Raw genomic sequence first — 26,429 nt, 5'->3', positions numbered from 1 at the left:
GAATTGAAACGGGAGGAGTACGACCAAAGTGGTTCGAAAATGGTTTGTCACTACAATGATGCTTGTTCAGGCGATCTTATTCAGCCTCGCAAGCCCGCTTTCGGTCAAAGCAAACAGTGAACACCAGAAGAACCCGGCATGGACCGGACTGGAAGAAGCCAGAAAACAGGTCATGGCCAGGGAGCGGCAAGTTGCGGCATTAAACGAAGAAATCGCGCAAAAGAAAATGAACCTGGTGGAGAAACAAAAAAAGTTGAGCATGCTGGAAGCGCGGTTTGAGGCGGTGCTGGTACATATATATAAAAGAAGTCACAAAAATCAATATCTCTATTATTTGTTGAGCGCTGATTCCGTTTCGGAGTTTTTGATGCGCCTGGATATTCTCTCCATGTTCGTGGAAAACGAAAGTGCCGTGATCAAGCAGTATTTGAAAGAGAAAAAATCCTTGGAAAATGAAGTGGCCATGATCGAGAAAAGCAAAAAAGAAAAAGAGGCTTTGCTGAAAGAAGCCCGGCAACATTTGACACGTTATACAGCGTTGTATCAGCAACAAAGCCGGACACTCGATCCGGTACGGGAGCCGGAGCCCGAAACAATGCAACCCGTTCGTCAGGAGGATAAAAACAGGCAGGTTCGCAATTCCCGTCCGCCGGCGAATTCTTCACCGGACCGGCAGGAGAATGATGCTCTGGCCTGGCCGCAACCGGGCGGAAAAGTCTCTTCTGAATTCGGGGAACGAAACGGAAATCACGAAGGAATCGACATCAAAAATTCGATGGGCTCACCGATTGTGGCGGCAGCTTCAGGCATCGTTGTATTGACAAAATCGGACCCGGACGGATACGGCTACTATGTTGTGATTGATCATGGGAACGGATTGAAGACCCTTTATGCCCATATGTATCCAAGCACAGTGCAAGTCGAGGTCGGGGATCGCGTGGAAAAAGGGCAACAAATCGCATCGGTCGGGAATTATCCCCAGTTGGTGCCCTACCTGCATTTTGAAATACATGAAAACGGGAAGCCGGTGGATCCCTTGCAATATTACTAGGAAAAATCATGGACAAAGTCGATCTAATCCTGTTGATTAGATCGACTTCCCATTTTCATTGGCCCCATCCGATAAATTGGATAAAAAGGACAAAATCGTCAAAATTTCTAAGTATGTTTCCATATAAAATAGAATTAAACCATATTGATATGTTTTGAGTGATATAAAAAAGAACAGAGAACAGGAAGGCGATGGGGAACTAGGAGAAAGACTGGGAGGCGCTTATATCAATGAGTAAGAAATGGTTAACCATGGCTTTGATTGCTTCACTGACGGCAATGATGACTCCTCCACAAACGGTGTCAGCCGAGTCGCTCCGGGAAAAAATCGACAGCGTCCGTGAGGACAAACAAGGGATCCTGGAGCAACAGCAAAGTTTGAAACAAAAGATGGAAGAGTTTAAAAGCAAGATGGACGAAGCGGATCAAAAGATTGAGTCCATCCAGAAGGAAATCGAGCCCATTGAGCAAAAGCGGCAGGAAGCGGAAAAAGATTTGCAAGAGATCCGGAAAGACTTCGACGGGCGCATCAGCCGGATGTATTTGCACGGAGAAAATAACTATTTGGTCCAATTGCTGTCTGCGGAGGATTTCAATGAGTTTTTGAACCGCTTTGAAGTTATCCGCCTTCTCGTCAAAGGAGATTATAAAATCGTGGCTGAATACCAAAAAGCGGTCGATGAACGCCAGAAAGCCATTGACGAAAAACAGGTGAAAATCGAGGAACAACAAAAGCTGATTGATCAAATTAACAAAGAATATCAAAAGTTGATGAAAGAACTTGAAGCGTCCGATGCCAGCTTGGAGAAGCTGGAGAGCATTCTGGAGGAACATAAAGAAGAATTGATTCAAATCAACCTGGCGGAATGGCGTTCAGGTAAGCTTCGTTTTGCATACACCGGTCCGCTTATCAAACCGACCACTGTCACCAAGACTTCTAATTACGGATACCGTGTGCATCCCATCTTTGGAACGAAAAAACTGCACGCAGGAGTGGATTATGGCGGGCCGATCGGAACTCCGATCAAGGCTGCTGCTGACGGTGTCGTGGTATCCAGCCGTGCGTCTTCCGGATATGGTTGGTTGATCACCATTTATCACGGACATTATAAAGGCATGCCTTTCTTTACCCGGTATGCTCACAGTTACCCCAGCCAGGTCAAAGTGCAACCCGGGGAAGAAGTCAAAGCCGGGCAGGTCATTTCAGCGATTGGAAATAACGGAAACTCCACAGGACCGCACTTGCACTTTGAAGTACGGATCGGAGAAGGGGCCCAACCGCCATCTTATGACCCGGAACGGTATATGAGGTAAAAATGTGATATAGTTAAAATAATATCCCGGACGACTATTTTGTCCGGGGTTGTCATACATTAAAGAGTATAAAGGGCTGATCCGGATCGCCTGCAAGGGGATCCAAAGGTGGGTGTTTACTGATAATGAATTTTAAAGGCAGGACCGTCGCGATCATTACGGTTGTGACCATGATTTTCAGCAGTTTGCTGACTGTGCTGGTTGTGGGTGACGGGGGGTTGATTGATCAACTGGAATCCGGAACCCTGTTTTCTTTTGACCGGTCTCAATCATTTGAAACACACGAGGAGAAATTAAAGCAAGCATATCAAACGATTACTTCTTCTTATTTACATAAAGTAAATGAAGAACAATTGATTGACGGCGCCATCAAAGGAATGATCGAATCCCTGGGGGATCCTTATTCCGCCTATATGAGTCCGAAAGAAGCCGCGCAATTTGAGGAAGATTTGCAGTCTTCCTTTACGGGAATCGGCGCCGAAGTGACATTGACCAACGGCCAAGTGACCATTATTGCGCCAATCAAGGATTCGCCTGCGGAAAAAGCCGGATTGCGTGCCGGCGACCAGGTGTTAAAAGTCAACGGGCAAAGCCTGGAAGGAATGGACCTTCAGGAGGCAGTCAGCAAAATCCGCGGTCCGAAGGGGACCAAAGCCCAATTGCTCATTTCCCGTCCTGGCGTCAGTGAACCGCTGAACATTACGGTGGTGCGTGATGAAATTTCGCTTCAAACCGTAGAAGCAACGATGTTGCCTGACAAAATCGGACGGATCACTTTGACGCAGTTTTCGGAAAATACAGCTGAAGATTTTGCCAAAGAGCTGAAAAAACTGGAGGAGCAGGGGATCAACGGGCTGATCATTGACGTGCGCGGGAACCCGGGCGGCCTTTTGCAGTCTGTATTGGAAATTTGTGACCAATTGGTGCCCGGTAAAAAACGTGTCTTGATGACGGAGGATAAGTCGGGAAACCGCACGGAATACCATTCCAAACTGGAAACCAAAAAACCTTATCCCATCACGGTTTTGATTGACAAAGGGAGTGCGAGTGCGTCTGAAATCCTCGCGGCCGCTTTAAAAGAATCCGGTGGATATCCGTTGGTCGGGGAAACCACTTTCGGCAAAGGAACGGTTCAGACCACCAAGTCCTTTGATGACGGCAGCAACTTGAAACTGACCATTGCCAAATGGTTGACGCCGGAAGGCAACTGGATTGATCAGCATGGCGGAACCAAAGGCATCAAACCGGATGTTCCCGTGAAGAAACCCGCGTATGCCAATGTGCTTCCTCCCCAGCCGGATGCGCCGCTGAAAAAAGATGATAATTCAACCGAAGTCAAAAATATGCAGTTGATTTTGGATGCGCTGGGTTACCATCCGGGTCGCACAGACGGATACTTTGACGGTTCGACCGAACAGGCTGTCAAGTCCTTCCAAAAGAAAGAAGGAATTCCGGAGACGGGGCAACTTGATGAGGTCTCCTCCGAGAAATTGCGCCAAGCATTTATCAACTTTTTGCGCGACCCGAAAAATGATGTGACATTGCAGGTCGCAGTGGAGCTCTTGAAGAAAAAATAAAGGATTTGTCCGGGAAATATAGAAAATACCCCAATAATTTCCATTGGGGTATTTTTTTATGATATGGAGGAAGGCAAATTGTGGTCCGTTTGGGAAGATCCGCTTTCTTTTTTGACCAAGTGGTTTTCAATTTTCATTCATCCGGCCTTTTGGCTGGGAACAGGGATGATCATGGTATATGTTTGGGTACGCAGGCGGTATGAAATCAAAAAGTTTCACAGTGTGTTGGAACCCAAGTTGGCTTTGTTGCTTCGGACAATTTTTTGGTCGTCGGTGGCCGGTTTGGCCGGTTCCCTGTGTTTGTCCGGGATCCGGTGGGAGATTCAACCCGGGGACTGGCTCATGGTTTGGAGCCTGACGCTCCTTTTTTCCGCCTTTGGCCTGCGCTTTGCTTGTCTTGCTTATTCTGCCGGCATGTTGTGCCTGGTTCACTATGGGGTGACGGAGACCACGTGGCTGGGCTCTTTCCCGGTTCCCGAAATGGTGTATGCTTTTCCTGCCCGGGACTGGTTATGGCTGATTGCCTCCAGTCACTGGTTGGAATGGGTTTTGATACGCTTGGATGGGGAGAACGGAGCTTATCCGGTTCAAGTCAATCAGGTGAGTGGATTCATGCTGAAAAAAGGCTGGCCGGTTCCTTTGCTGTTGAGCGGTCCAAATGGTTGGATTCCGCTTCCGGTTTTTTTTAGTTTTGCGCGGATGAATCTGTCGGGAATGTTAAAAAAACAAAAAAGGCAGACCTCCACCTTTATTTTGTTGTATGCCGTGATTTTAAGTTTGGGGCTGGCCTTTTCAGAAGGACGGGAGTCAGGGGAGTGGATCATGGCGGTCTTGGCGGTACTCGGGCATGAAGGGATTTATCTCGGAACCAAGTGGATGGAAAAACGTTCGACGCCGTATTTTGTTTCCAACCATCAAGGGGTGAAGGTTCTGGCGGTGATTCCGGATTCTCCGGCAGAAGCGATGGGACTAAGAACCGGCGATGTGATCCAGCGCTGTAACGGCCGGCCCGTCCGGAGCATGGAAGAGCTGACCCGGGTGGCGGAAACGGCGACCCATTGCAAGCTGGCGGTGTTGGATGAACACCAAAACCTGCACATCACCCAGAAAACATTGTTTGAGGATGACCCGGCTGATCTGGGAGTGATTCCGGCCCTTCCGGCGGACGAAAAAACCCGCATCCGGTCCACGTCCTGACTTTCCCGGTACCTCCGGGATTCAGGCACAAACCGGGAACATATCAAAAGCCTTTCCAGACCGGAAAGGCTTTTTTTGGATTCGGAACGAATGTTCTTATCAGGCATGTCCGTATGTTATAATACTTTCATGTGGAAATGAGGTGAGTCGGATGGCAAAACAATTCCAACTGGTGTCAAATTTTGAACCGCGTGGGGATCAACCGCAGGCGATTGAGAAACTGGTCCGCCAAATTCAGGCGGGAAACAAGTACCAAACCCTTTTGGGAGCCACGGGGACAGGGAAAACTTTTACCATGGCTCAAACGATCGCCCGCGTCAACAAACCCACGCTGGTAATTGCGCACAACAAGACATTGGCGGCGCAGTTGTGCGGGGAGTTGAAGGAATTTTTCCCCCATAATGCCGTCGAATATTTTGTCAGTTATTATGATTATTATCAACCTGAAGCTTATATTCCGGCAACGGATACTTATATAGAAAAAGATGCATCCATCAACGATGAAATTGACAAATTACGCCACTCGGCAACCAGCGCTCTGTTTGAGCGGGAAGATGTGATTATCGTCTCAAGTGTTTCTTGTATTTACGGCTTGGGTTCACCGACAGAATACCGGGATCTGGTCCTTTCCTTGCGAGTGGGAATGGAAAGGGACCGGAACGAAGTGTTGCGAAAGTTGGTCGATATTCAATATGAACGAAACGATATCAATTTTGTGCGCGGAACATTCCGGGTGCGGGGCGATGTGGTGGAGATTTTCCCTGCTTCCCGGAGTGAACAAGCGGTCCGGGTGGAATTTTTCGGGGATGAGATTGACCGGATTCGCGAAATTGATGTCGTGACGGGAGAAATTATCGGGGAAAGGGAACATGTTGCCATTTTTCCGGCTTCTCACTATGTCACCCGTTCCGATGTGATGGAAAGGGCTTTGAAAGGGATTGAACAGGAGCTGGAAGAACGCCTCAAGGAACTGAGGGGGCAAGGAAAACTGCTGGAAGCGCAACGTTTGGAGCAGAGGACACGATATGACTTGGAAATGATGAGGGAAGTCGGATTTTGTTCCGGGATCGAGAACTATTCCCGCCACTTGGTCGGCAAAAAGCCGGGGGAACCGCCTTACACGTTGTTGGACTTTTTCCCGAAAGACTTTTTGATCATTGTGGATGAATCCCATGTCACCATTCCGCAAATTCACGGGATGTACAACGGGGATCAGGCGCGAAAAGAGATGTTGGTGGAACACGGTTTCCGGCTCCCGTCGGCCAAAGACAACCGGCCGCTGAAGTTCAGTGAGTTTGAAGAGAAAATCAATCAAATCTTGTTTGTTTCCGCGACACCGGGGCCGTATGAATTGGAAAAATCGCCGGAAGTGGTGGAACAGATCATCCGCCCGACCGGGTTGTTGGATCCGAAAATCCACATCCATCCGATCAAGGGGCAAATTGACCATCTGATCGGGATGATTCATGACCGCATCGAACGGGATGAGCGTGTGCTGGTGACGACCCTGACGAAAAAAATGGCGGAGGATTTGACGGATTACCTGAAAGAAATGGGGATCAAAGTCCGCTATTTGCATTCGGATATCAAAACCATTGAACGGATGAAAATCTTACGTGATCTGCGCTTGGGTGAATTTGATGTGTTGATTGGGATTAACCTGTTAAGGGAAGGATTGGATTTACCGGAAGTTTCCTTGGTGGCGATTTTGGATGCCGACAAGGAAGGCTTTTTGCGTTCGGAGCGTTCTTTGATCCAAACCATCGGCCGGGCTGCGCGAAATGCCCGCGGCGAAGTGGTGATGTATGCGGATAAGATCACCGACTCCATGAAAAAAGCGATTGATGAAACGGAGCGTCGTCGGCAAATTCAAGCGGCCTACAATAAAAAACACGGAATTGTCCCCCAAACGATTAAAAAAGATGTGCGTGAAGTGATTGAAGCGACCAAAGTGGCGGAACAAACCGCTGAATATGTGACAGGGAAACAAACGAAGAAAATGAGCAAGTCTGAACGGAACAAGTTGATCCGCGACTTGGAAAAAGAAATGAAACAAGCCGCCAAAGAGTTGAATTTTGAACGTGCTGCCGAATTGCGAGATTTGATTATCGAATTGAAAGCGGAGGTTTAAGACATGTCGCAAGAAAAGATTGTCGTTCGCGGTGCACGGGTGCATAATCTGAAAAACATTGATGTGACGATTCCGCGTGATCAGTTTGTCGTCATCACGGGGTTGAGCGGTTCCGGAAAGTCCTCACTTGCGTTTGACACCATTTATGCCGAAGGGCAACGTCGTTATGTCGAATCGCTTTCGGCTTATGCCCGCCAGTTTTTGGGGCAAATGGACAAGCCGGATGTCGATGGAATTGACGGGTTGTCCCCGGCGATCTCCATCGACCAGAAAACGACGAGCCGCAATCCCCGTTCCACGGTCGGGACCGTGACCGAAATTTATGATTACCTGCGCTTGCTTTATGCGCGGGTGGGACATGCGTATTGTCCGGTGCATGGAATCGAGATTCAATCGCAAACCGTTCAGCAAATGGTGGATCGGATCATGGAATTGCCGGAGCGTTCCCGGATACAGATTTTGGCACCGGTCGTCAAAGGGCGAAAAGGGGAGCATATCAAGCTTTTAAAAGACATCAGCCGCCAAGGGTATGTGCGTGTCCGAATTGACGGGGAACTCCGGGATTTGTCTGAAGAGATCAAACTGGAGAAAAACAAAAAGCATACCATCGAAGTGGTGGTGGACCGGATCATTGTCAAACAGGGCGTGAACACCCGGCTAACGGATTCTGTCGAGACCGCTCTGGCGATCAGTGATGGTGAGGTGCTGGTGGATGTGATCGGCGGAGAAGAACTGTTATTCAGCTCCAAGCTGGCTTGTCCGGAATGCGGGTTCAGCATCGAGGAATTGTCTCCGCGCATGTTCTCTTTTAACAGCCCGTACGGCGCGTGTCCGGCTTGTGACGGACTGGGAAACCGGTTGGTGATCGATCCGCAGCTGGTGATTCCCGATCCGTCCCTTTCCCTGAACGAAGGAGCAATCGAGCCTTGGTCTTCTTCCAACGGCAATCATTATTACGAACAACTGTTGAAAGCCGCTTGCGACCATTTCCAAATCGACATGGATAAGCCGTTTCAGGATTTGAGCCAAAAGGAAAAGGAAATTCTCCTTTACGGTTCCGACGAACGGTTTCCTTTCAGATATGTGAGAAACAGCGGTTTTGAACGGGAAGCCATGGCCCGGTTTGACGGGGTGGTGGGACATTTGAACCGCCGTTACAAAGAAACCGGTTCCGACATGGTGCGTGAGTATTTGGAAACCTATATGACAACCAAGTCTTGCCCTTCTTGCAAGGGGGCCCGCCTGAGAAAGGAGATTCTTCATATCTACGTCGGCGGAAAAAACATCGATGAGGTCACCCGTCTCTCGATCAAAGAGGCGCTGGAATTTTTCCAAAACCTGTCTTTGTCGGACAAGGAAAACCAAATCGCTTATCAAGTGTTAAAAGAAATTAAAAGCCGGCTCGGTTTTTTGGTCAATGTGGGACTCGGTTATCTGAGTTTGTCCCGTGCGGCCGGGACATTGTCGGGGGGAGAAGCGCAACGGATTCGCCTGGCGACCCAGATCGGGTCCAAATTGATGGGGGTTTTGTATATTCTGGATGAGCCGAGCATCGGGCTCCATCAGAGAGACAACAATCGTTTGATTGCCACCCTCAAAGAGATGAGGGATTTGGGGAATACCTTGATTGTGGTGGAACATGACGAAGATACGATGTTGGCGTGCGATTATATCATCGACATTGGTCCCGGTGCCGGGGCCCACGGGGGGAAAGTGGTTGCTGCCGGCACGCCGCAGGAATTGATGAAAAATGAGAAATCGTTGACAGGGGAATACTTGAGCGGCCGCCGTTTCATTCCCGTGCCGCAGAAGCGGAGAGAGCCGAACGGCAAATGGATCAAAGTGTCGGGAGCGCGGGAAAATAACCTGAAAAACATCGATGTTGCCTTTCCTCTCGGCGTTTTCACCTGTGTGACGGGTGTTTCCGGTTCGGGAAAAAGTACACTGGTCAATGAAATTTTGTTGAAAGGGTTGGCGCGCCGTCTGGGCAAAGCCAAAACGGTGCCCGGCAAGCACAAAAAAATTGAAGGCGCCGAACATTTGAATAAAATCATTAACATCGATCAATCTCCGATCGGGAGAACGCCGCGTTCCAATCCCGCAACGTACACCGGGGTGTTTGATGATATCCGCGAAGTGTTTGCATCCACGCCGGAAGCCAAGGTGAGAGGGTACAAGAAAGGGCGTTTCAGTTTCAACGTCAAAGGCGGACGGTGCGAAGCCTGCCGCGGGGACGGAATCATTAAGATTGAAATGCACTTCCTGCCGGATGTCTACGTACCGTGTGAGCAATGCAAAGGGAAACGGTATAACCGGGAAACCTTGGAAGTGAAATATAAAGGAAAAAGCATTTCAGACGTCTTGGAAATGACGGTGGAGGAATCCTTGGACTTCTTTAAAAACATTCCCCGGATTCAACGGAAATTGCAAACCCTTTATGATGTGGGGCTGGGATATATCAAACTGGGACAGCCGGCCACGCAATTGTCCGGCGGGGAAGCCCAACGGGTGAAACTGGCTTCGGAGTTGTATAAACGGAGTCAAGGGCGGACGTTATATGTGCTGGATGAACCCACCACCGGTCTTCACATCGATGATATCGCCCGGTTGCTCAAAGTGTTGGAGCGGCTGGTGGAAAACGGGGATACGGTGGTCGTCATTGAGCATAATCTGGATGTGATTAAAACGGCCGACTATCTGATTGACCTGGGGCCGGAAGGCGGAAGCGGCGGGGGAACGGTCGTCGCCAAAGGAACACCGGAAGAAGTCGCCAAGAGCAAAGGATCTTATACCGGACAATTCTTGGCGCCGGTTTTGGAAAGAGACAAAAAACGCATGGAAAATCTGCTGGCAAAACGGGAAGAAACCGCAACCCCGAAGTAAGGAATCAATAATTGCAAGGAATTGCGGACAAACTGAATAATGCAAGACGTTCATCCACCACCTTACGACAAAGGAGTGATTCGAATGGCAAGAAGAAACAGGCTTGTCGTTCCGGGTGCCAGAGAATCATTGGAGCAGATGAAGAACGAAATCGCTCAAGAATTCGGAGTCGAGTTGGGGGCTGACACCACAGCCCGTGCCAATGGGGCAGTAGGTGGAGAGATGACAAAACGTCTTGTGGCGCTGGGCTCCCAAGTCATGGAGCAACAGCGAAAAGGAAAAGCAGGGGAATGATTTCCCCTGCTTTTTTATGTCAACACCATCCCAAATCGCAATCGCTCACATACGAGTCAGGCGAAGGTTGGGATGGTGGGATGAGTGAAGAATGGATGTCTCCGTTTTTGAACTGATAGCCCTCTTCCAAATGAGGAAGCTTTTCGTCCAACGGAATATGGCCGATGGTTTTTCCATGATGATATAAGACCACTTTGCCATTTTTAATTTTTCCAACAACCTCGGATGTGATTTTTTGATGGCGATCCATTTCGTCCATCCCCTCCTTGCTGAAAAACCCAAAGATAAGTATACCCGTGGCATGACCCCTGAATGCAGGAAAGGGCTGATTCATTGTATTCTTACAATAGCACGGCCATATATTAAAGTCAATATCAATTTATAATAATTATAAAATGAGATTAATTATTAGTCAAATACGGGGATCAAAAATGCGTTTGGTTTCATGATTTTATTCATCGTGAATACAGTGTATTAAAGATGGGAAAGAAATCATGATACAATAAAAGAGAAGATCGGTTTGAAAAGAGGAGGAGAGAGATGTATTCATATGTCGTGGATGTGAAAGGGGCTACGACGGAGCAGGTGCTAAAACGTTTGGAGGAAAAAATCGCCGAGCATAAATTCCGATTATTGTGGAAGTATGATATTTCCACCAAATTGTTTGAACAAGGAATCCGGTTCAATCAGCTTTATTACATTCTTGAATTGTCCCACGCCGATTTGACCAAACAGCTGTTAACCGAACATCCCGACTGTGGATTTTTGCTTCCGGCCAAATGCATGGTTTACTGGGATCAAGAAAAAAATACCGTACGAGTCGGTGTTCTCCGCCCGAGCGAATTGGCCAAAGAAGTGGAAAGTGAACGGGTGAAAAGGATTGCCGGGCAACTGGAGAAAAGACTGGTCGAAATGGTGAACCAATGCACGGGAGAAGAAATGGCATCTTGAGGCTTGTGTGATGCGGGAAGCGGGACGCCGGCTTTTCCGGACAGCCCTGGTCCGATTTTAAAAAAGACAGCCATGGCGGTGGAGGGGATTCCGTAAAGTTCTGCTCCTTCATCCGGGACAGAGGGAGATTCAAGAAAAGGGTTGATTGTTCACAAAGCATTTTATATCTTTGTACAATCGGGTATGAATGGAATAAGGAGGGGAATGTTTATGAGAATCCTGTTAAAAATCATCGTGGGCGCCATTGCTGTCTTTCTTGCTTCCCAATTGGTCACGGGAATTGAAGTGGAAAGCTGGAAAGCCGCGCTTTTCGCGTCGATTGCACTGAGTATCATCAATCTGATTGTCCGGCCGGTCATCAAGGTGTTGACTTTGCCCATCACTATTTTGACATTGGGCTTGTTTTCATTTGTGATTAATACGTTCATGTTTTGGATGGCCAGCTTCTTTGTGGACGGGTTTGAAGTGGAAGGATTTGTCGCCGCATTTTTGGGGGCGTTGATCATGACCGTGGCCAACTGGATTTTGGGTTGGTTTACGGATTAACCGGCAACATAAAAAGGCTTGTGTTTTGCACAAGCCTTTTTATGAATGATGTTTGTAAAATTGGTATTGTCCGAAAAGCAGTTTGCAAACATGGATAAACATTTCTTTTCGTTTTACCTGGTTGTTGGTGAAAATGCCGACGGCTCCTTGATCACGGCGAACCCCTTTTTGTTTGGAATATTCTTCCATGATCCATCCCAATTCCTTTCCCTCATTCAGCGGAGCCCTGAATGAATCCGGAAGCGGAATGCGGGCTCCTCCGGCCAGCCGCAAGCGGTTGTTTTCATCCACAAGGGCTCCCCAGTTGCATAAAAACAAACCATTGGGCGTTTCGGTTACTCCGCCTTCCAAGCCGATTCCAATGGCTGCGTCCAAGGCTTTTTTGGCGCGGCGGGCACGGTGTATGGCCCCTTCGATGGTTTCCTCATCGGAAAAAGGCTGGTCTGAAACCCCGGAAGGAACGGATGCGGATAAAACCGTTCCGGTCCGGTTAAATTCCTGCCACGCTTCTTCAACGGCCCCGACTTTAGCGGGATTGGTCGATCCGACTGCGATGATCATCTTCGTTTTCACCTTCTTGAATTTGAATCAATTCCGCCCGGATGATGTACCGATCCGGGGCATCTCCCACGAAATCAAACGGATAACAAGTTGACAGGGTCAGAACCGGATGGGAAATGGGAACGATCACGGTCCGGTCATCGGCGTGGGTGATCCAGGATTTGCGGATTTGATAAGTGAAAAGATGGTTCCCATATTTTATGTATAACCGGTCTCCTATTTTCAGTTTGCCCAAATCCCGAAAAACGGTGTCCCGGTGGCCGGACAGGACGACGTGCCCGGTGTCCCCGGGATAAACCGTGCCATGTCCCTGATACAATCCGACCCCTTTTTTTAAGGAATCCGGGTCTGTTCCTTTGACGATCGGGAGAATCCGTCCCAGTTTCGGAATCACCAGTTCGCCCAGTTTTTCACCTTGGCGGACGGGAGGGGGCGGGACGGGGATTCCCTGTTTCAAAGAGGGCATCGTGGTTTGGACATGCCAATCGGGGGCAACGGATGCCGCCAGTTGTTCATTTTGTTCCACGACCGATGTTTCTTTCTGCCAATGATACATATTGTAACAAAAGAAAATACCGCCTGCCAGAATCAGGAGCCAGGCCACTGTGCGCATCACGCGTTTCCTCCTCGCCGGCTTCCATTTCCGTGTTTATGGTTTTTATTCGACAAGAAGACAAATATTCCCTGTATCACGCCGGGGAGAGAAAATCTCTCCTTGTGTTTTGACAAAGAAACAGAAAAAAAGGTATTTTAGGATATGAAACAAGTCAAGCCGCAAGAGGAATGGCATGCGTGAGCATAAAAACTGTCCGCCGTCAAAGCGGCAATCAAAGACCGGTTGGATGTTAGGAGATACGGACGATGAGTAAAAAGGTTACATTGGAAAAGCTGATTCAAGAGTTTCGCCTGGAAGTGATTTATGGTTGGGATCAATTGGACCGTGCCGTGACCGTCGCGGATTTGTACCGGCCGGGATTGGAGTTGGCAGGTTTTTTCACTTATCATCCGGTCGAACGTTTGCAGTTGCTTGGCAAAACAGAATTGTCCTTTATCGAGGGATTGACCAGGCAAAAAAGAGAGGAACGTTTGGAGCGGTTGTGCCATTCGGAAATCCCTTGTTTTATCGTGACGCGGCAGTTGGAAGTGCCGGTCGAATTGATCCAGGCTTCCAAGAAGAAAAAGGTGCCGATTTTGCGCACTTCACTGGCCACCACCAAATTTGCCAGCAAATTGACGAATTACCTGGAAAAATACTTGGCCCCGGCCACCACGATGCACGGGGTGTTGGTGGATGTGTATGGAATCGGTGTGTTGATTACGGGTTCAAGCGGAATCGGCAAAAGTGAAACGGCATTGGAACTGGTGAAGCGCGGCCATCGGTTGGTTGCCGATGATGCGGTGGAAATCACCCAGTCCGAAGAGGGGACACTGGTCGGACATGCCCCGGAATTGATCCGTTACCTCCTGGAGATCCGGGGACTCGGGATCATTAATGTCATGACCCTGTTTGGAGCCGGAGCCGTGCGCGATAAAAAGAAAATTTCGCTGGCCATTCACTTGGAAGCATGGAAAGAAGAACGCCAATATGACCGATTGGGCTTGGATGAAGAGAAAATCCGCATTATCGACACAGAAATTCCCAAGTTGACCATTCCGGTGCGCCCGGGGAGAAACCTGGCGGTGATCATTGAAGTGGCGGCCATGAACTACCGGTTGAAGCAAATGGGTTATCATGCCGCGCAACAATTTGTCCAGCAATTGGGTTCGGCGATTGATGACAGTGAGGAATTTGATTGATCGGGTTGAATCCGGGAGGAGGAGAAGAAAAATTTGATGAAAAATATAAATGCATGGATGAAAGAGGGTTTTTCCTTTTTACAATGGGTGGTCTTCTTGTTGGCCAATGCGCTTTCGCTTCCCGTTGTCATCGGTCAGCTTTACCATCTCTCTGCTGCAGAAGTTGCCGGATTGATGCAGCGGACTTTTTTTGTGATCGGATTGACTTCTTTTTTGCAGGGATGGTTGGGACACCGTTATCCTTTGGCAGACGGCCCGGCGGGAATCTGGCTCGGCATGTTCACGGTGATGGGAACCATGGCCGGGGCCGGTGAAGCCGGTCTTTCGGAGACCTTACGCGTGTTGGAAGGGGCGATGATCATGGCCGGGGTCATCATCATCGTGATTTCCGCCTTCCGCTTGCTTCCGAAAATCCTGTTTTTATTCACCCCGTTGGTGACCGGTTCCTTTTTAATGCTGCTGTCGCTCCAATTAAGCGGTGTGTTCTTTCAGGGAATGTTCGGGATCGGGCAAGGCCGTGACGCGTTGGAGGGCAAATTGTTGCTCGTGTCGGTGACGGTTTTTGTCTTGGTGTGGGTTCTTTCCGTTTGGGGAAAAGGCTGGATGAAAAATTACGCGGTCTTAATCGGCATTGCGGCAGGTTGGGCCGGTTTCGCAGGACTGGGTTATGATGCGGCGGCGCCGGTTTCTTTTTCTTCTTTTGTCACCCTTCCGTCCGTCTTTGCCTGGGGAACACCGGTTTTTGATCCGAACATGATTTTAACCGTATTGGTGATTGTGTTGTTGCTTTTGTCCAATTTGATTGCAAGTGTGTCCGCCATGGAACAAGTGTTGTCCGGGAAGAACCGTTTGGAATCCGGGTTGTTGTCCCGTTCCGGAACGGTCAATGGGGTGGCGACGCTTGCTTCTTCCCTTTTTTCGACGGTCGGGATGGTTCCTTTGACGGTTTCCGCCGGATTTGTCAGCATGACCGGCGAGAAGAGAAGACGTCCTTACCTGGCAGCCTGTCTCGGGGTTATCGCCATTTCCTGCATTCCGCCCGTTATCTCGTTTTTTGCACAATTGCCGGGTCCAGTGGCTTATGCGGTCTTGTTGGCTTCGTTCGGGCAAATGTTCGGCATCGGTTTGAAAGGCGTGTTGAAAGAAGCGCTTGATTCGCGGAGATTTCAGATTTTGGGCATCACCATGTCGGCCGGGGTGGGAATGATGTTTCTTCCTTCCGAAGTGTTCCAAAACTTTCCCCCGGTGATTCAGTCCCTGATGAGCAACGGATTGCTGGTGGGGATGCTGATCTGTCTGGTGCTGGAACAATGTTGGAGGCCGCGTGGGGAGGAATCATTCAAAAAGGTGTCAAACCACGCATAAAGGCTGCTTCTTCGGTCAGGAGCAGCCGGTGGTGATCTATTACTCAAGCGTGATTTCGCGATCGGCATGACAAGTTTTCGGCTTGCGCCAATGAGGAAGGTACACAAACTGGATGGGATCATTGGACAAACATCCGGGAGTGGAGCAAAATCCGCGATCTCCCATGATATACACACTTTGGCTGTTTCCGCATTCCATACAATCATAACGTTCTGCTTCTTCTCGGTGTAAATCGAACGCCAACAAAATAAATCCCTCCAATGATTTGTGTATACTATTTTAATGAATCAGACTTTTTATGTCCATAATAAATAATTCGATAAAAAATTGAAAAATACTGCATGGAAAGTCCGCCGGAATTTTCATGACGTTGCTTTGGACAGGCCATCCTGCTTCGGATGGAAACCGCTTGATCCGGCCGGGATTTCCCTTGCAAAAATTTTTAGGTTACAATGAAGACCAAATTTGTCCAAAATGGAAGGATGGATCCGTTGAGATTCCTGCTTGGGAAAGAAGGGGGATGAAGGGAATGACGTTTATGGTGATTGATCCCGTGGCCTTTTCCATCGGCCCGGTCCAAGTGCATTGGTACGGGATCATCATGGCGACGGCAGCCATGTTGGGTTTGTGGTTGGCGACAATGGAAGCAAAGCGCCAAGGGCTGGATCCGGATATTTTGTTGGACATGATGATCTGGGTGCTGCCTTCAGCGATCGTGGGCGCCCGGCTTTATTATGTGCTTTTTGAGTGGGAGTATTATGCCATGCATCCGGGAGACATCATTGCCGTTTGGAAAGGCGGACTGGCGATTCACGGCGGATTGATCGGCGCTTTTACAGCGGGATACATATTTGTGCGCAAGCATGGATTGTCATTTTTGCAAATGGCGGATATTGTGGCTCCGAGTATCATATTGGGCCAGGCGATCGGGCGTTGGGGAAATTTCATCAATCAGGAAGCCCATGGCGGGGAAGTGTCACGGGCTTTTTTGGAAAGCTTGCATTTGCCCCGATGGTTGATTGAGCAGATGAATATTTACGGTGTGTATTATCATCCGACGTTTCTGTATGAATCGGTCTGGAATTTGGCCGGATTCCTTTTACTGATCGGTTTACGGAAGATTCGCATCCGGCAAGGCGAGATTTTCTTTTCCTACTTGATCTGGTATTCACTGGGCCGCTTTTTCATTGAAGGCCTCCGGACGGACAGCCTTGCGTTTTCCGGCCCCGCTTTTTTGGAACAACTGCTGGCCGTGCTTTGGTCCCCGATGCATCTGTTGTTCGAACCGGGAATGTTAACCGGGGGGAACATCCGCATCGCGCAGTTGGTGAGCCTGATCGGCGTCTTGTCGGGGCTGGGGCTCATCATTTGGCGGCGCATGAGCAAAGCCGTCCCCAAGCAGGCCGATGAAAGTAAAAAAGCTTAAATCCCCGAAGGAGTGGAACAAGCGTGAAATATTCCGTCGTCCTTTTTGATCTGGATGGAACGCTGATCAATACCAATTCGTTGATTCTTGCTTCTTTTATGCATACGCTCAATCAGCATTGCCCCGGAAAGTACACCCGGGACGATGTGCTGAAGATCATGGGGGAGCCTTTGCTCGACCAGATGCGCCGTTTTGATCCCGGCCAGGCCGAAGCAATGGTGAAAACCTACCATGCTTACAATATCAAGCATCATGATGAATATGCCGAAGCGTTTCCCCATGTCCGGGAGGTTTTGCAAGCGTTGGATCAAGCCGGTGTGGTGATGGGGGTGGTTTCCAATAAACGCCGGGTCGTGGTGGAAAGAGGATTGGATCTGTTTCAGCTGACCCCGTTTATGAAAACGATCGTGTGCATCGGGGACACTCCCGAGGCAAAACCGGCTCCGGATATGATTTTTCTGGCTTTGGAACAGTTGAAGGCGGTTCCGGAAGAAGCCTTGATGGTCGGAGACAGCCGCTATGATTTGATGGCTGCCCGGCGAGCCGGGGTCGATGCGGCAGCGGTGGGTTGGAGCCTTCATGCGGAAGAGCTGAAGAAGTATGAACCGGCGTATTTCTTGCACGATATGCGTGATTTGCTTCGCATTTTGGATACAGAGAAGGGGTAAGCGGACAAAATGCGCAAGACGGAACGATTCAAAGTGAGCGGGCCCAATTCATTATGGCAGGTATACCGGACGGTTCCCTTTTGGAAAGTGTTTAAAAACACCCTCGTGATCGTGATGGCCCGATATTTGCCGTGGATGGGGCTGAAAAGGCGGGTTTACCGCAAGCTGACCGGCATCGAAATCGGGGAATGCACGGCGGTTGCTTTCATGGTGATGATGGATATTTTGTATCCGGATAAAATCCATATCGGGAAAAATACGATTATCGGATATAACACCACCATTTTGACGCATGAGTATTTGATTGATGAGTACCGGCTGGGGGATGTGTATATCGGCGATCATGTGATGATTGGCGCCAATTCCACCATCCTTCCGGGAGTGACGATTGGAGACCGTGCGGTGGTCGGAGCCGGTTCCGTGGTCACCAAAGATGTGCCCCCCGGCACTTTTGTGGCAGGAAATCCGGCCAGAGTGATTAAAAGTACAAACTAATAAGGCATTGATCCAAAAACCGGAATCCGATTCCGGTTTTTGGCATTCATGGGATGAAAGATTGGAATTTATATGAACAACGGTGAGATACACTATATTTAAATTCGCTGGGAAGTTATTATTTAATCAGATTAATTATTCATGGGTGATATGAAAGGGGAGTCAAGGTGAATTGGTTGACCCGTTTTTCACTGCGAAACGTTGCCGCAGTGTTGATATTGATCATTTTGGTAACCGGTGGCGGTGTTTATACAGCAACCCAATTAAAGATGGAAGCCATGCCGGATATCAACTTTCCGGTGATTGTCGCAGTCACCCCGTATCCGGGGGCATCGCCTGAGGATATCGCCGAAGAGGTGACCAAGCCGATAGAAAGAGAAATCATGGGAGTCAAAGGGGTGGACAAGGTTACATCCATCTCGGCAGACAGCACTTCCGTGGTGGTTGCCCAATTTGATTTTGACGCGGATCTGGACAAGGCGCAGCAACAAATGAGAGACGCCCTGGATCGTTTGGATTTGCCGGACGATGTGATGGATACAACCTTTAACCGGTTTGGATTCAACACCTTCCCCATGATTAACTTCACGGTAACCAGTGACAAGAAAAATGCCACTGAACTGGAGCAATGGGTCAAAGATGTGGTGAAACCCAAGCTGGAGTCGATCGAAGGGGTCGGTGAATTACAGGTAAAAGGAGAAGGACCCAAAGCGGTATACATCCGTTTGAATCCGGAAGCATTAAAGAAACATAACCTCACTTTGCAACAAGTGCAACAAGCTTTGGCCAGTGCCCAAATGTCTTTGCCGCTGGGGGATTTAAACACCGGTAATGTGGATATGCCTGTACGCATTCACCAAGAGATCACTTCGGTGGAAGACTTGAAAAATTTTGAGTTGACCGTTCCGACCAATCCGACGGAAGGCATGCAGGATGCCTTCAACCAAATCGGTCAATCCATGGAGAGCTTGGGTCAAGCCGTAGGCGGCTTGGGACAAGCTGTCGGAGGATTGAGCGAAGGGCTCGGACAAATGAGCAAGGGATTGGGACAGGTGAGCCAAGGATTGGGCCAAGTCAGCCAAGGAACCCAGCAGTTGGCGAAAGTACAGGCCCATACCCAAAAAGTCCAAGCCGAAATGATCGGGATTCAGATTGAGTTAAATAAAGCGATGGAGCAACTGCAAAAAGATCCTGAAAATCCGGAGCTGCAACAACAAATCGCCATGTTGCAGGGACAGTTGAAGGCCAAACAAGCCGAACTGGTGGCGCTGAGCAAACAATTGCAAGCAATGCTGGCGAAGATGCCCAAATCCTCCGGAGCCGTGCCGAAAGGAAACGGCCAATCGGTTAAAATGCCGGCTGCACAAGGAAAAACTTCTGCCGGTACCGGAAAACCGGAAATGAAAGAACCGGAAATCAAAACCGTCAAACTTCAGGACATCGCCACCATTACGGAATCAGCAGAAGGTCAATCCATGATCACCCGGACCAATGGGAAACCCTCCATCAATGTGGAGGTCATCAAAAATCCGGATGATAACGTGGTGGAAACGGCGGATGCAGTGAATGCGCAACTGGATCAGCTGGCAAAAACCAATAAAGACGTTCAATTCATGGAGTTGTTCGACCAGTCGGACAGTGTCAAAATGTCCATCCATTCCATGATGCGGGAAGGATTGCTCGGGGCTCTGTTTGCTTCGGTTGTGATTCTTCTGTTCTTACGGAATGTGCGCATGACATTGATTTCGATTGTTTCGATTCCGGTGTCTGTTTTTGCAACCTTGATCTTGTTGAAACAAGCGGATGTGAGCCTCAATATCATGACCCTTGGCGGAATGACAGTGGCCATCGGACGCGTGGTCGATGACAGCATTGTCGTGATCGAAAACATTTACCGCCACCTGATGAAGGGAGTGGAGCGCACATCTGAATTGATCCGGTTGGCGACCAAAGAGGTTGCTTCAGCCATTACTTCCTCCACGTTGACGACGGTTGCGGTGTTTGTTCCGCTCGGGATGATTGAAGGGATTATCGGGGAAGTCTTTTATCCCTTTGCGCTGACGGTGACCATATCGCTTTTGTGCTCGCTGGTGGTGGCTGTCACCATTGTTCCGGTCTTGGCGAAATTGCTGGCCTTAAACGGAAAGCCGTTGAAGAGAGACCGGACAAGAAGCCGATTGGCGGAACAATACAAAAAAGCGTTGCGCTGGTCCTTGAATCATAAAAAAATCGTTTTGGTCGGGTCGACTTTATTGTTGCTGGGAAGTTTTGCGCTCGTTCCTTTGATCGGAACCATTTTCCTTCCTTCCGATAAAGAAAAAGCGATGAGCATCGAATTGAAGATGCCTTCCGGCACGAATTTGGAAAAAACGAATCAAGTCGCCGAACAAATGGAGCAAAAGTTGAAACAGCACCCGGAAGTGAAAACGATCAGCAGTTCGGTCGGGAACATGAGCGGCCAGATGATGGCCAATGACGGATCGGCGGGCAGCAGCAACCGCGCTTCCATGTTCGTCACCTTGGCGGATGACACCGAGCTGGACACCTTTTTGGAAAACGTCCGCAAGGAATTGAATGCGGTGGATCAGAATGCTGTCGTGAATGTCAGTGAAGTCAACAGCATCAATCCCGCTACCAACTCCATTGAAGTGGTGATTACCGGGGATTCGATGGACAAGATCCGGACATTGACCAACCAATTGACGGCAAAAATTCAAAAAGTGAACGGCCTTGCCAATGTGGAAAACAATTTGAGTGAACAGAAGAAAATCGTCACCATTGAAGTGGATGATGCCAAAGCCGCCAAAAAAGGCTTGGTGGCCCAACAAGTCGCCGCCAGTGTCCGCGGCTTGTTGCAGGCGGATACAATCTTTGAAATAGAGAAAGGAAACGAATCGCAAGAAGTGAAATTGGGATTGGAACAAGATGAAGTCAACTCGGTGGATAAGGTGAAAGAAATCCGGATTTTATCTTCCGCCGGTGAACTGGTTCCGCTCAAAGACATTGCCACCGTCAAAGTGGAAGAAGGACCGGTGACCGTCAAAAGAGAGAACGGGCAGTTGGCTGCCACCATTTCCGGGGATGTCACTGTGAAGGACACCGGAGCCGTTTCCAAAGACATTCAAGCGCAAATTGACGGCACCCCGATCCCGAAAGGCGTTTCGGTCAAACTGGGCGGGGATATCGAACAAATGAATGAAAGCTTTGCCGATCTGGGGAAAGCCATGATTGTCGCGGTCTTTTCCGTTTATGTGGTCATGTTGATTGCATTTGGGGAAGCCACGGCACCCTTTACCATTTTGTTCTCTCTTCCGTATGCCGTCATCGGCGGTTTGCTCGGTCTGTGGATTGCCGGTCAGCCGATCAGTGCGCCGGCTTTGATCGGGGCATTGATGTTGATCGGGATCGTGGTCACCAATGCGATCGTCTTTGTGGATCGTGTGCAACAGATGAAAAAACGCGGGCACAATACCGTGGATGCGTTGTTGGAAGCGGGGGAAACCCGTCTGCGTCCGATTTTGATGACGGCTTTTGCCACGATTTTCGCCTTGTTGCCGCTGGCTCTCGGGTATGGAGAAGGTGCCGCCATGTCGCAAGGGTTGGCGATTGTGGTGATCGGAGGGCTTGCCTCGTCCACGTTTTTGACGTTGTTTATTGTTCCGATCGTTTATCTTTTCCTCTCCCAATTGCAAGAAAGAAGGCAGTCCAAAAGAAGTCAGCAGGCGGAAGCATAACCAAATCCCCCGGGCATGATGTCCCGGGGGATTTTTTATAACGGGTCCACCTCGATCAATTGATCAAAGGTGATTTTTTTCTTCCATTCGCCATTGGCCATGATGAACCATTCTTCATACGGATGGATTTTTTCAATGCGTCCGTAAAACTGAAGGGGTGAATATTTCCCCGCATAGATCACGATGACGGGTTTTTGCAATTCATAAGCTTCTTCCAGCAAAAAGGTCATGTATTGACGCTCGTCTTCGTCCATTGCGGGGGGATGGTAGGTTGCGGCCGGCCTGTGGGTGACCATGTTATGCCGCTGGGTTTCATACCATTTGTGAAAAGAAGCTGCCAGCATCTTTCTCCGCCTCCTTGTTTATGATCATACACGAACACAAGTTCGTATTCAAGGAGGAACAGAGAAAAATTTATTGTTTAATCAACTTGAAGGCATCGGCCACCACATAACCGGAACCGGATGACCATCTGGATACGGCAATTTTATAATCGGTGCCTTGTGACATGTGAAAACGGCCCAGATAGTTCCATTTGCCTCCGTTTTGCTGCTGGTTGACATAAACCGTCTGGTTGCCGGAAGATGTTTTGATGATCACAGGCGTGTTGGAGTTATAGCCGCTGTTGGCCGGCCACCAGCCGTAAATATCATAGTTTCCGGAGGAAGGGATATTGATTTGGTACCAGAAAGGGTCGCTGGCAAGCACCGGTTCGGCAAAATGATAGTTGCTTCCGTATTTTTGGGAATTCCAAGTGCTGGTCCCCCATGCGTCGCTGGCCATTTTTGCGCCGGTGTTGTCATAAACGAGTTCCTGAGACTGGTTGATCAAAGACATATAGTAATTCCAATCCCAGTTGGAACCCGGATCGGTATGGGTTGCGCCCGGTACTTCACTGTGTCCGATGATATGGCTGCGGTCTTTGGGAATGCCGTACCGGTCACATAACCAGCGGGTCAGGTTGGCTGAAGCGCGGTACATGGCATCTGTGTACCAAGCCGGATCGCTGACATATCCTTCATGTTCGATCCCGATGCTGTGAACGTTGTAGTTCCAGTTTCCCGCATGCCATGCAATGTCCTTGTTTTGGACCATTTGGGTAATCTCTCCGTCACTGGAGCGGATCACATAGTGGGCGCTGACGCTGGCTGCCGGATTTTGGAACCAGCTGATCGTGCCGCTGTAAGAACCCTGAGTCGTATGAATGATGACATAGTCGATGGAATTGCCGTCGCTTTCGCGATTGGCCGCCGTATAGTTGGAACTGGATGCAGCCACCCATTTGGCACCGGGGTAATCGGGCGTTGCCTGTTTTTCCAATTGCTTTTCCACTTGTTCATACTTTCCTGTATGAGGTGTCACCGGGGTCGGCAGAATGAAAACATCTTCCCCGTCAATCACCCGTTGTGCGCCTTCATTGATGATTTTGAAAACTTCATCGGCATACCATTTGGCAGCCACTTCGGAGGACGACCCGCTGTAATCGGCCACGGTGGTATACCAGTCAGCCAAATTTTGCGGGATTTGTCCCTGATTGTTTTCCTTGGCCAGTTCGGCCAAAACGGCCGCGCCACCCCGGATGTTTTGTTTGATATCCGTTTTCAGTGTGGATTCGGGGAGATTCAATAAGCGGCTGGCTTCTTTCAATGATTGGTTGGACGGGTTGTCGGCCAGGTGCATCAACCCGTAGCCGTTGAGCTGGCTGGGTTGTCCGTGATGGTCTTGCCAGCGGGTTTCGGCATAACTGACAGCCAGCAAAATTTCATCGGGAACTTGAAATTCCTTGGCCGCCTGCCGGAACGTTTCATATAAAGTTCCCGGCTGAAAGTGGTCGTCGGCTGCAAAGCTGACCGGCGGACTGAAACTGAAAAAGACCATGCTGAAAAGAAGAAGCGAGATCCCCAAAATTCTCCTCACACCGGATTCCCCCTTTTTATGTCTGGAGTGATTCTCTATCTTTAATTATATAGCTATTTTATTTTTCATAACAATCTTTTCATTTTAAAAATGAATAATATTCTATATAAAAAAGCAGCGGCCGGAGGAAGGATTTAAATGTAAGAAAAAGAAACAAGGAAAGAGAGAAAGGGGAGTGACAGGGGATGAACCGAGAACAAGACCAAATATTGAGCCAATTAAAGGAAAAGGGGGATACCGTCAAAATATATTTGGTCAACGGATACCAATATCAAGGGAAGGTTAACGATTTTGACAAATACACCATTTCCATCGAGGTGGAAGGCGAAATGTTTGTCATCTCCAAGAAGATGGTCAGCACCATTGAAATGCCAAAGCCACCTGAAATGGTTTGACAGGAAAAAGACGGGCTTTTACAAGGGAACCCGTCTTTTTGTTTCGTGCAAGTCTTGGCCGATCCATTCGGTAAAATGGCTGATTTGTTCTTTTTCCATCTGAGCAAGCAGTTCCTGGTTGATTTTCTTGACGATCCCGGGTCCCTCATAAATCATGCCGGTATAGATTTGAACCAGATTGGCCCCCGCTTTCAGTTTTTCGATCACATGTTGTCCCGTAAAAATGCCTCCCGAACCGATGATGGGAATGCTGCCTTGTGTCACGGAATAAATGTGGCGGATCATTTCGTTGGATTTTTCCCGCAGAGGCTTTCCGCTCAAACCCCCGTTTTCATTTTGGGCCGGGGCGGTCAATCCTTGGCGGGACAATGTGGTGTTGGTAGCGATGATGCCGTCAATCCGCAAGGAAACCGCCGTGGAGACAATTTCTTTTAATGCTTCGATTTCAAGGTCCGGAGCGATCTTCAACAGCACGGGCTTTCTTTTTTGATGGATTTCTTCCGATTCCGTTCGTTGGTTCATCATTGCCGTCAATAACGACTGCAATGCCTCGATGTGCTGGAGGTCGCGAAGCCCTTTGGTGTTGGGGGAGCTGACATTGATCACAAAATAGTCCCCGTACGGATACAGTTCTTTGAGCCCCAGGGTGTAATCCTCCACTGCTTTTTCATTGGGGGTGTCTTTGTTTTTGCCCAAATTGATGCCGACCGGAATGGCGGGATGCCCCAACCGCTCAAAGGATTCCTTCGCCGCGGCAACCCCGTGGTTGTTAAACCCCATCCGGTTGATCACGGCTTCATCTTCCGGAAGGCGAAACAGCCGGGGTCGGGGATTCCCGCTTTGCGGACGGGGAGTCAGGGTGCCCACTTCCACGAACCCGAATCCCAAGGCGGCAAGGGCCGGATAAACATGGGCATTTTTATCAAATCCGGCCGCCATCCCCACCGGGTTTGGAAAAGAAATTCCCCATAATTCGGAGGCAAGGCGCGGATCTTGGACGGAAAATGGTTTGGAGACGGTCTTTTGAACCAGGGAAGCAGACTGCATCCATTTCAATCCCCGGACGGTCCAGTTGTGGGCGGTTTCCGGATCCATCCGAAACAATACTTTGCGAAATAACTGGTAGTTCATGGGTGTGACTTCTCCTTTACCGCAAATATCTGAAGGTAGCATACCACAAGGGGTGGACAAAAAAAAGCTGACTGGCTTATACCGGCCAGTCAGCAGAATGTGTATCAAGAGTTTTCAAAACAGAGGGGATCGTCCGTCATATGTAATCAATAATTTAAATTGGTGAAAAGGTTCGCTCTGTAAACTTCTTCTTTCCCTACATAGGCTACCAGATAATCGGCTGCATCGTTGATCCAGCTTTGGGCAACAGCTTGTCCTTCTTCGCTGGCCAGGATTTTTTGCAGGGCATCGGGGCTTGCGAAGTAAATTTCGCACATTAAAGCAAAATCGTTATCCGGTGTCACATCGGTCGGGCTGCTGTTGGAAACCATCAAGTCTGTCACTTCCACTTTAATTACACCGTGGATTTTTAAGATTCTCGGGATCAATGTATTTTTTAATCCCTCTGCAAACTCTTCAATTCCATCTTTTCTTTTGTAGTAACCAATGATCTTATACATAAATAAAAACCCCTCTTTCCTTATATCTTTCTGGAAATATATTTGATCGGAAATAAGTAAATGATAATTAACAGATAAGTTCATTACTTAAACCCAATAATTCAATTTTAATACCTTTATTAATCATTGTGTAGAATTAATCGAATCTTTTCAAGATGATTTCATGGTTTTTATCACAAATTTGTTACAGCAAAAAGAAGAGATCGTTAAAATCCGACGTTATTTGTAAGCGCTTTCAAAAAATCGCAAAAAAGCTTTGTTTTTTAAATAGCGGTTTTATATGGAAATCATTCCAACCAACAGGAAAACGAGGCCCATCATAATGGGTTCCAATGATCGGTTTTTTCCCCGATAGACCAGAAAGATTCCGATCAGTTCCAGAACGATTCCGGTTGCCAGGAAAGAGAGTCCCAAGTAGCCCATTCGCTTTCGCCTCTTCCTTGTTCAAGTCTCTATTGTATTTATTCGCATTGAACCGATCGTTTATGTCTTTTTTG

25 protein-coding genes are annotated in these 26,429 nt (G+C 48.7%); 16 read left to right on the top strand and 9 right to left on the bottom strand.

Annotated features, from left to right (window positions below):
* Window positions 1–28: 28 nt before the first annotated feature.
* From I8U21_RS15240 to I8U21_RS02650, 7 genes are all read left to right on the top strand, one after another.
* Complete coding sequence (locus tag I8U21_RS15240) at window positions 29–1,051, top strand: murein hydrolase activator EnvC family protein (protein ID WP_181731381.1); 1,023 nt, start codon at window positions 29–31, stop codon at window positions 1,049–1,051.
* A 230-nt stretch (window positions 1,052–1,281) separates the two neighbouring features.
* Window positions 1,282–2,364: a murein hydrolase activator EnvC family protein gene (locus I8U21_RS02675; RefSeq protein WP_198053215.1), complete on the top strand. Its 1,083-nt coding sequence runs from the start codon at window positions 1,282–1,284 to the stop codon at window positions 2,362–2,364.
* A 125-nt stretch (window positions 2,365–2,489) separates the two neighbouring features.
* Window positions 2,490–3,941 carry a S41 family peptidase gene (locus I8U21_RS02670; protein ID WP_181731383.1) on the top strand — a complete coding sequence of 484 codons (1,452 nt, stop codon included), beginning with the start codon at window positions 2,490–2,492 and terminating at the stop codon, window positions 3,939–3,941.
* 78 nt (window positions 3,942–4,019) lie between these two features.
* A complete protein-coding gene (locus I8U21_RS02665) occupies window positions 4,020–5,138 on the top strand; it encodes a PDZ domain-containing protein (protein WP_198053214.1) in 1,119 nt (372 codons plus the stop codon).
* Window positions 5,139–5,289: 151 nt separating this feature from the next.
* The gene (gene uvrB, locus I8U21_RS02660) at window positions 5,290–7,269 is read left to right on the top strand and encodes an excinuclease ABC subunit UvrB (RefSeq protein ID WP_198053213.1); all 1,980 of its coding nucleotides are present in this window, start codon (window positions 5,290–5,292) and stop codon (window positions 7,267–7,269) included.
* A 3-nt stretch (window positions 7,270–7,272) separates the two neighbouring features.
* On the top strand, window positions 7,273–10,152 hold the full coding sequence (gene uvrA, locus I8U21_RS02655) for an excinuclease ABC subunit UvrA (protein ID WP_198053212.1): 2,880 nt from the start codon (window positions 7,273–7,275) through the stop codon (window positions 10,150–10,152).
* An 84-nt stretch (window positions 10,153–10,236) separates the two neighbouring features.
* Window positions 10,237–10,446 (top strand): alpha/beta-type small acid-soluble spore protein, encoded by a 210-nt coding sequence (locus I8U21_RS02650; protein ID WP_181731387.1) that lies wholly within the window; start codon window positions 10,237–10,239, stop codon window positions 10,444–10,446.
* A 19-nt stretch (window positions 10,447–10,465) separates the two neighbouring features.
* On the opposite strand, the gene I8U21_RS02645 is transcribed toward I8U21_RS02650, so the two are convergent.
* Window positions 10,466–10,696: a DUF2553 family protein gene (locus I8U21_RS02645; protein ID WP_181731388.1), complete on the bottom strand. Its 231-nt coding sequence runs from the start codon at window positions 10,694–10,696 to the stop codon at window positions 10,466–10,468.
* 290 nt (window positions 10,697–10,986) lie between these two features.
* Here I8U21_RS02645 and I8U21_RS02640 point away from each other — a divergent pair, with 290 nt between their 5' ends.
* Both I8U21_RS02640 and I8U21_RS02635 read left to right on the top strand, forming a co-directional pair.
* The gene (locus I8U21_RS02640; RefSeq protein WP_198053211.1) at window positions 10,987–11,397 is read left to right on the top strand and encodes a DUF302 domain-containing protein; all 411 of its coding nucleotides are present in this window, start codon (window positions 10,987–10,989) and stop codon (window positions 11,395–11,397) included.
* Window positions 11,398–11,607: 210 nt separating this feature from the next.
* Entirely contained in the window at window positions 11,608–11,943 is a 336-nt protein-coding gene (locus I8U21_RS02635; protein WP_181731390.1) for a phage holin family protein, read from the top strand.
* A 39-nt stretch (window positions 11,944–11,982) separates the two neighbouring features.
* Here the strand turns inward: I8U21_RS02635 and I8U21_RS02630 are convergent, their stop codons facing one another.
* Both I8U21_RS02630 and I8U21_RS02625 read right to left on the bottom strand, forming a co-directional pair.
* Window positions 11,983–12,504: a DUF84 family protein gene (locus tag I8U21_RS02630; RefSeq protein ID WP_181731391.1), complete on the bottom strand. Its 522-nt coding sequence runs from the start codon at window positions 12,502–12,504 to the stop codon at window positions 11,983–11,985.
* Window positions 12,470–13,117 (bottom strand): class D sortase, encoded by a 648-nt coding sequence (locus tag I8U21_RS02625; protein WP_181731392.1) that lies wholly within the window; start codon window positions 13,115–13,117, stop codon window positions 12,470–12,472. Before I8U21_RS02625 ends, I8U21_RS02630 begins: the two co-directional genes overlap by 35 nt.
* 248 nt (window positions 13,118–13,365) lie before the next feature.
* Here I8U21_RS02625 and hprK point away from each other — a divergent pair, with 248 nt between their 5' ends.
* Both hprK and I8U21_RS02615 read left to right on the top strand, forming a co-directional pair.
* Complete coding sequence (hprK, locus tag I8U21_RS02620) at window positions 13,366–14,301, top strand: HPr(Ser) kinase/phosphatase (RefSeq protein ID WP_181731393.1); 936 nt, start codon at window positions 13,366–13,368, stop codon at window positions 14,299–14,301.
* Window positions 14,302–14,337: 36 nt separating this feature from the next.
* The gene (locus I8U21_RS02615) at window positions 14,338–15,666 is read left to right on the top strand and encodes a purine/pyrimidine permease (RefSeq protein ID WP_181731394.1); all 1,329 of its coding nucleotides are present in this window, start codon (window positions 14,338–14,340) and stop codon (window positions 15,664–15,666) included.
* 39 nt (window positions 15,667–15,705) lie between these two features.
* On the opposite strand, the gene I8U21_RS02610 is transcribed toward I8U21_RS02615, so the two are convergent.
* Window positions 15,706–15,909, bottom strand: coding sequence for a hypothetical protein (locus tag I8U21_RS02610; RefSeq protein WP_131470896.1), 204 nt, complete (start codon window positions 15,907–15,909; stop codon window positions 15,706–15,708).
* 286 nt (window positions 15,910–16,195) lie between these two features.
* On the opposite strand from I8U21_RS02610, the gene lgt reads away from it, so the two are divergent.
* The 4 genes from lgt to I8U21_RS02590 all read left to right on the top strand — a co-directional run bounded on the left by lgt (window position 16,196) and on the right by I8U21_RS02590 (window position 21,989).
* Window positions 16,196–17,092 (top strand): prolipoprotein diacylglyceryl transferase, encoded by an 897-nt coding sequence (gene lgt, locus I8U21_RS02605; protein ID WP_220214980.1) that lies wholly within the window; start codon window positions 16,196–16,198, stop codon window positions 17,090–17,092.
* Between the two features lie 23 nt (window positions 17,093–17,115).
* Entirely contained in the window at window positions 17,116–17,760 is a 645-nt protein-coding gene (gene ppaX, locus I8U21_RS02600; RefSeq protein ID WP_181731396.1) for a pyrophosphatase PpaX, read from the top strand.
* Window positions 17,761–17,769: 9 nt separating this feature from the next.
* A complete protein-coding gene (locus I8U21_RS02595; RefSeq protein ID WP_181731397.1) occupies window positions 17,770–18,255 on the top strand; it encodes an acyltransferase in 486 nt (161 codons plus the stop codon).
* Between the two features lie 167 nt (window positions 18,256–18,422).
* Window positions 18,423–21,989 carry an efflux RND transporter permease subunit gene (locus tag I8U21_RS02590; protein ID WP_198053210.1) on the top strand — a complete coding sequence of 1,189 codons (3,567 nt, stop codon included), beginning with the start codon at window positions 18,423–18,425 and terminating at the stop codon, window positions 21,987–21,989.
* Between the two features lie 35 nt (window positions 21,990–22,024).
* Here I8U21_RS02590 and I8U21_RS02585 read toward each other — a convergent pair whose 3' ends face one another.
* Together I8U21_RS02585 and I8U21_RS02580 are read right to left on the bottom strand one after the other, a co-directional pair.
* Window positions 22,025–22,333: a YolD-like family protein gene (locus I8U21_RS02585; RefSeq protein WP_181731399.1), complete on the bottom strand. Its 309-nt coding sequence runs from the start codon at window positions 22,331–22,333 to the stop codon at window positions 22,025–22,027.
* 70 nt (window positions 22,334–22,403) lie between these two features.
* On the bottom strand, window positions 22,404–23,906 hold the full coding sequence (locus I8U21_RS02580; RefSeq protein ID WP_181731400.1) for a golvesin C-terminal-like domain-containing protein: 1,503 nt from the start codon (window positions 23,904–23,906) through the stop codon (window positions 22,404–22,406).
* 185 nt (window positions 23,907–24,091) lie between these two features.
* Here I8U21_RS02580 and I8U21_RS02575 point away from each other — a divergent pair, with 185 nt between their 5' ends.
* Window positions 24,092–24,301 (top strand): RNA chaperone Hfq, encoded by a 210-nt coding sequence (locus I8U21_RS02575; RefSeq protein ID WP_181731401.1) that lies wholly within the window; start codon window positions 24,092–24,094, stop codon window positions 24,299–24,301.
* Between the two features lie 18 nt (window positions 24,302–24,319).
* On the opposite strand, the gene I8U21_RS02570 is transcribed toward I8U21_RS02575, so the two are convergent.
* From I8U21_RS02570 to I8U21_RS02560, 3 genes are all read right to left on the bottom strand, one after another.
* Window positions 24,320–25,432: a quinone-dependent dihydroorotate dehydrogenase gene (locus I8U21_RS02570; protein WP_181731402.1), complete on the bottom strand. Its 1,113-nt coding sequence runs from the start codon at window positions 25,430–25,432 to the stop codon at window positions 24,320–24,322.
* Window positions 25,433–25,578: 146 nt separating this feature from the next.
* On the bottom strand, window positions 25,579–25,932 hold the full coding sequence (locus I8U21_RS02565) for an EthD family reductase (protein ID WP_198053209.1): 354 nt from the start codon (window positions 25,930–25,932) through the stop codon (window positions 25,579–25,581).
* A gap of 276 nt (window positions 25,933–26,208) precedes the next feature.
* The gene (locus tag I8U21_RS02560; protein ID WP_181731404.1) at window positions 26,209–26,355 is read right to left on the bottom strand and encodes a hypothetical protein; all 147 of its coding nucleotides are present in this window, start codon (window positions 26,353–26,355) and stop codon (window positions 26,209–26,211) included.
* Window positions 26,356–26,429: the final 74 nt, after the last annotated feature.

Origin of the sequence: Thermoactinomyces sp. CICC 23799 (assembly GCF_016055145.1) — a bacterium.
Classification (GTDB): Bacteria; Bacillota; Bacilli; order Thermoactinomycetales; family Thermoactinomycetaceae; genus Thermoactinomyces; species Thermoactinomyces intermedius.
Note: the sequence above shows the minus strand (reverse complement) of the source record. Positions and strands in the feature narration are given on the sequence as shown.

Coding starts and splice junctions, on each gene's coding strand:
- I8U21_RS02640 (WP_198053211.1), top strand. CDS start 10,987: ATGTATTCATATGTCGTGGATGTGAAAGGGGCTACGACGGAGCAGGTG.
- I8U21_RS02560 (WP_181731404.1), bottom strand. CDS start 26,355: ATGGGCTACTTGGGACTCTCTTTCCTGGCAACCGGAATCGTTCTGGAA.
- uvrA (WP_198053212.1), top strand. CDS start 7,273: ATGTCGCAAGAAAAGATTGTCGTTCGCGGTGCACGGGTGCATAATCTG.
- I8U21_RS02645 (WP_181731388.1), bottom strand. CDS start 10,696: ATGGATCGCCATCAAAAAATCACATCCGAGGTTGTTGGAAAAATTAAA.
- I8U21_RS02615 (WP_181731394.1), top strand. CDS start 14,338: ATGAAAAATATAAATGCATGGATGAAAGAGGGTTTTTCCTTTTTACAA.
- I8U21_RS02630 (WP_181731391.1), bottom strand. CDS start 12,504: ATGATCATCGCAGTCGGATCGACCAATCCCGCTAAAGTCGGGGCCGTT.
- I8U21_RS02635 (WP_181731390.1), top strand. CDS start 11,608: ATGAGAATCCTGTTAAAAATCATCGTGGGCGCCATTGCTGTCTTTCTT.
- hprK (WP_181731393.1), top strand. CDS start 13,366: ATGAGTAAAAAGGTTACATTGGAAAAGCTGATTCAAGAGTTTCGCCTG.
- lgt (WP_220214980.1), top strand. CDS start 16,196: ATGACGTTTATGGTGATTGATCCCGTGGCCTTTTCCATCGGCCCGGTC.
- I8U21_RS02670 (WP_181731383.1), top strand. CDS start 2,490: ATGAATTTTAAAGGCAGGACCGTCGCGATCATTACGGTTGTGACCATG.
- I8U21_RS02570 (WP_181731402.1), bottom strand. CDS start 25,432: ATGAACTACCAGTTATTTCGCAAAGTATTGTTTCGGATGGATCCGGAA.
- uvrB (WP_198053213.1), top strand. CDS start 5,290: ATGGCAAAACAATTCCAACTGGTGTCAAATTTTGAACCGCGTGGGGAT.
- I8U21_RS02595 (WP_181731397.1), top strand. CDS start 17,770: ATGCGCAAGACGGAACGATTCAAAGTGAGCGGGCCCAATTCATTATGG.
- I8U21_RS02625 (WP_181731392.1), bottom strand. CDS start 13,117: ATGCGCACAGTGGCCTGGCTCCTGATTCTGGCAGGCGGTATTTTCTTT.
- I8U21_RS02675 (WP_198053215.1), top strand. CDS start 1,282: ATGAGTAAGAAATGGTTAACCATGGCTTTGATTGCTTCACTGACGGCA.
- I8U21_RS02585 (WP_181731399.1), bottom strand. CDS start 22,333: ATGCTGGCAGCTTCTTTTCACAAATGGTATGAAACCCAGCGGCATAAC.
- I8U21_RS02565 (WP_198053209.1), bottom strand. CDS start 25,932: ATGTATAAGATCATTGGTTACTACAAAAGAAAAGATGGAATTGAAGAG.
- I8U21_RS02650 (WP_181731387.1), top strand. CDS start 10,237: ATGGCAAGAAGAAACAGGCTTGTCGTTCCGGGTGCCAGAGAATCATTG.
- I8U21_RS02575 (WP_181731401.1), top strand. CDS start 24,092: ATGAACCGAGAACAAGACCAAATATTGAGCCAATTAAAGGAAAAGGGG.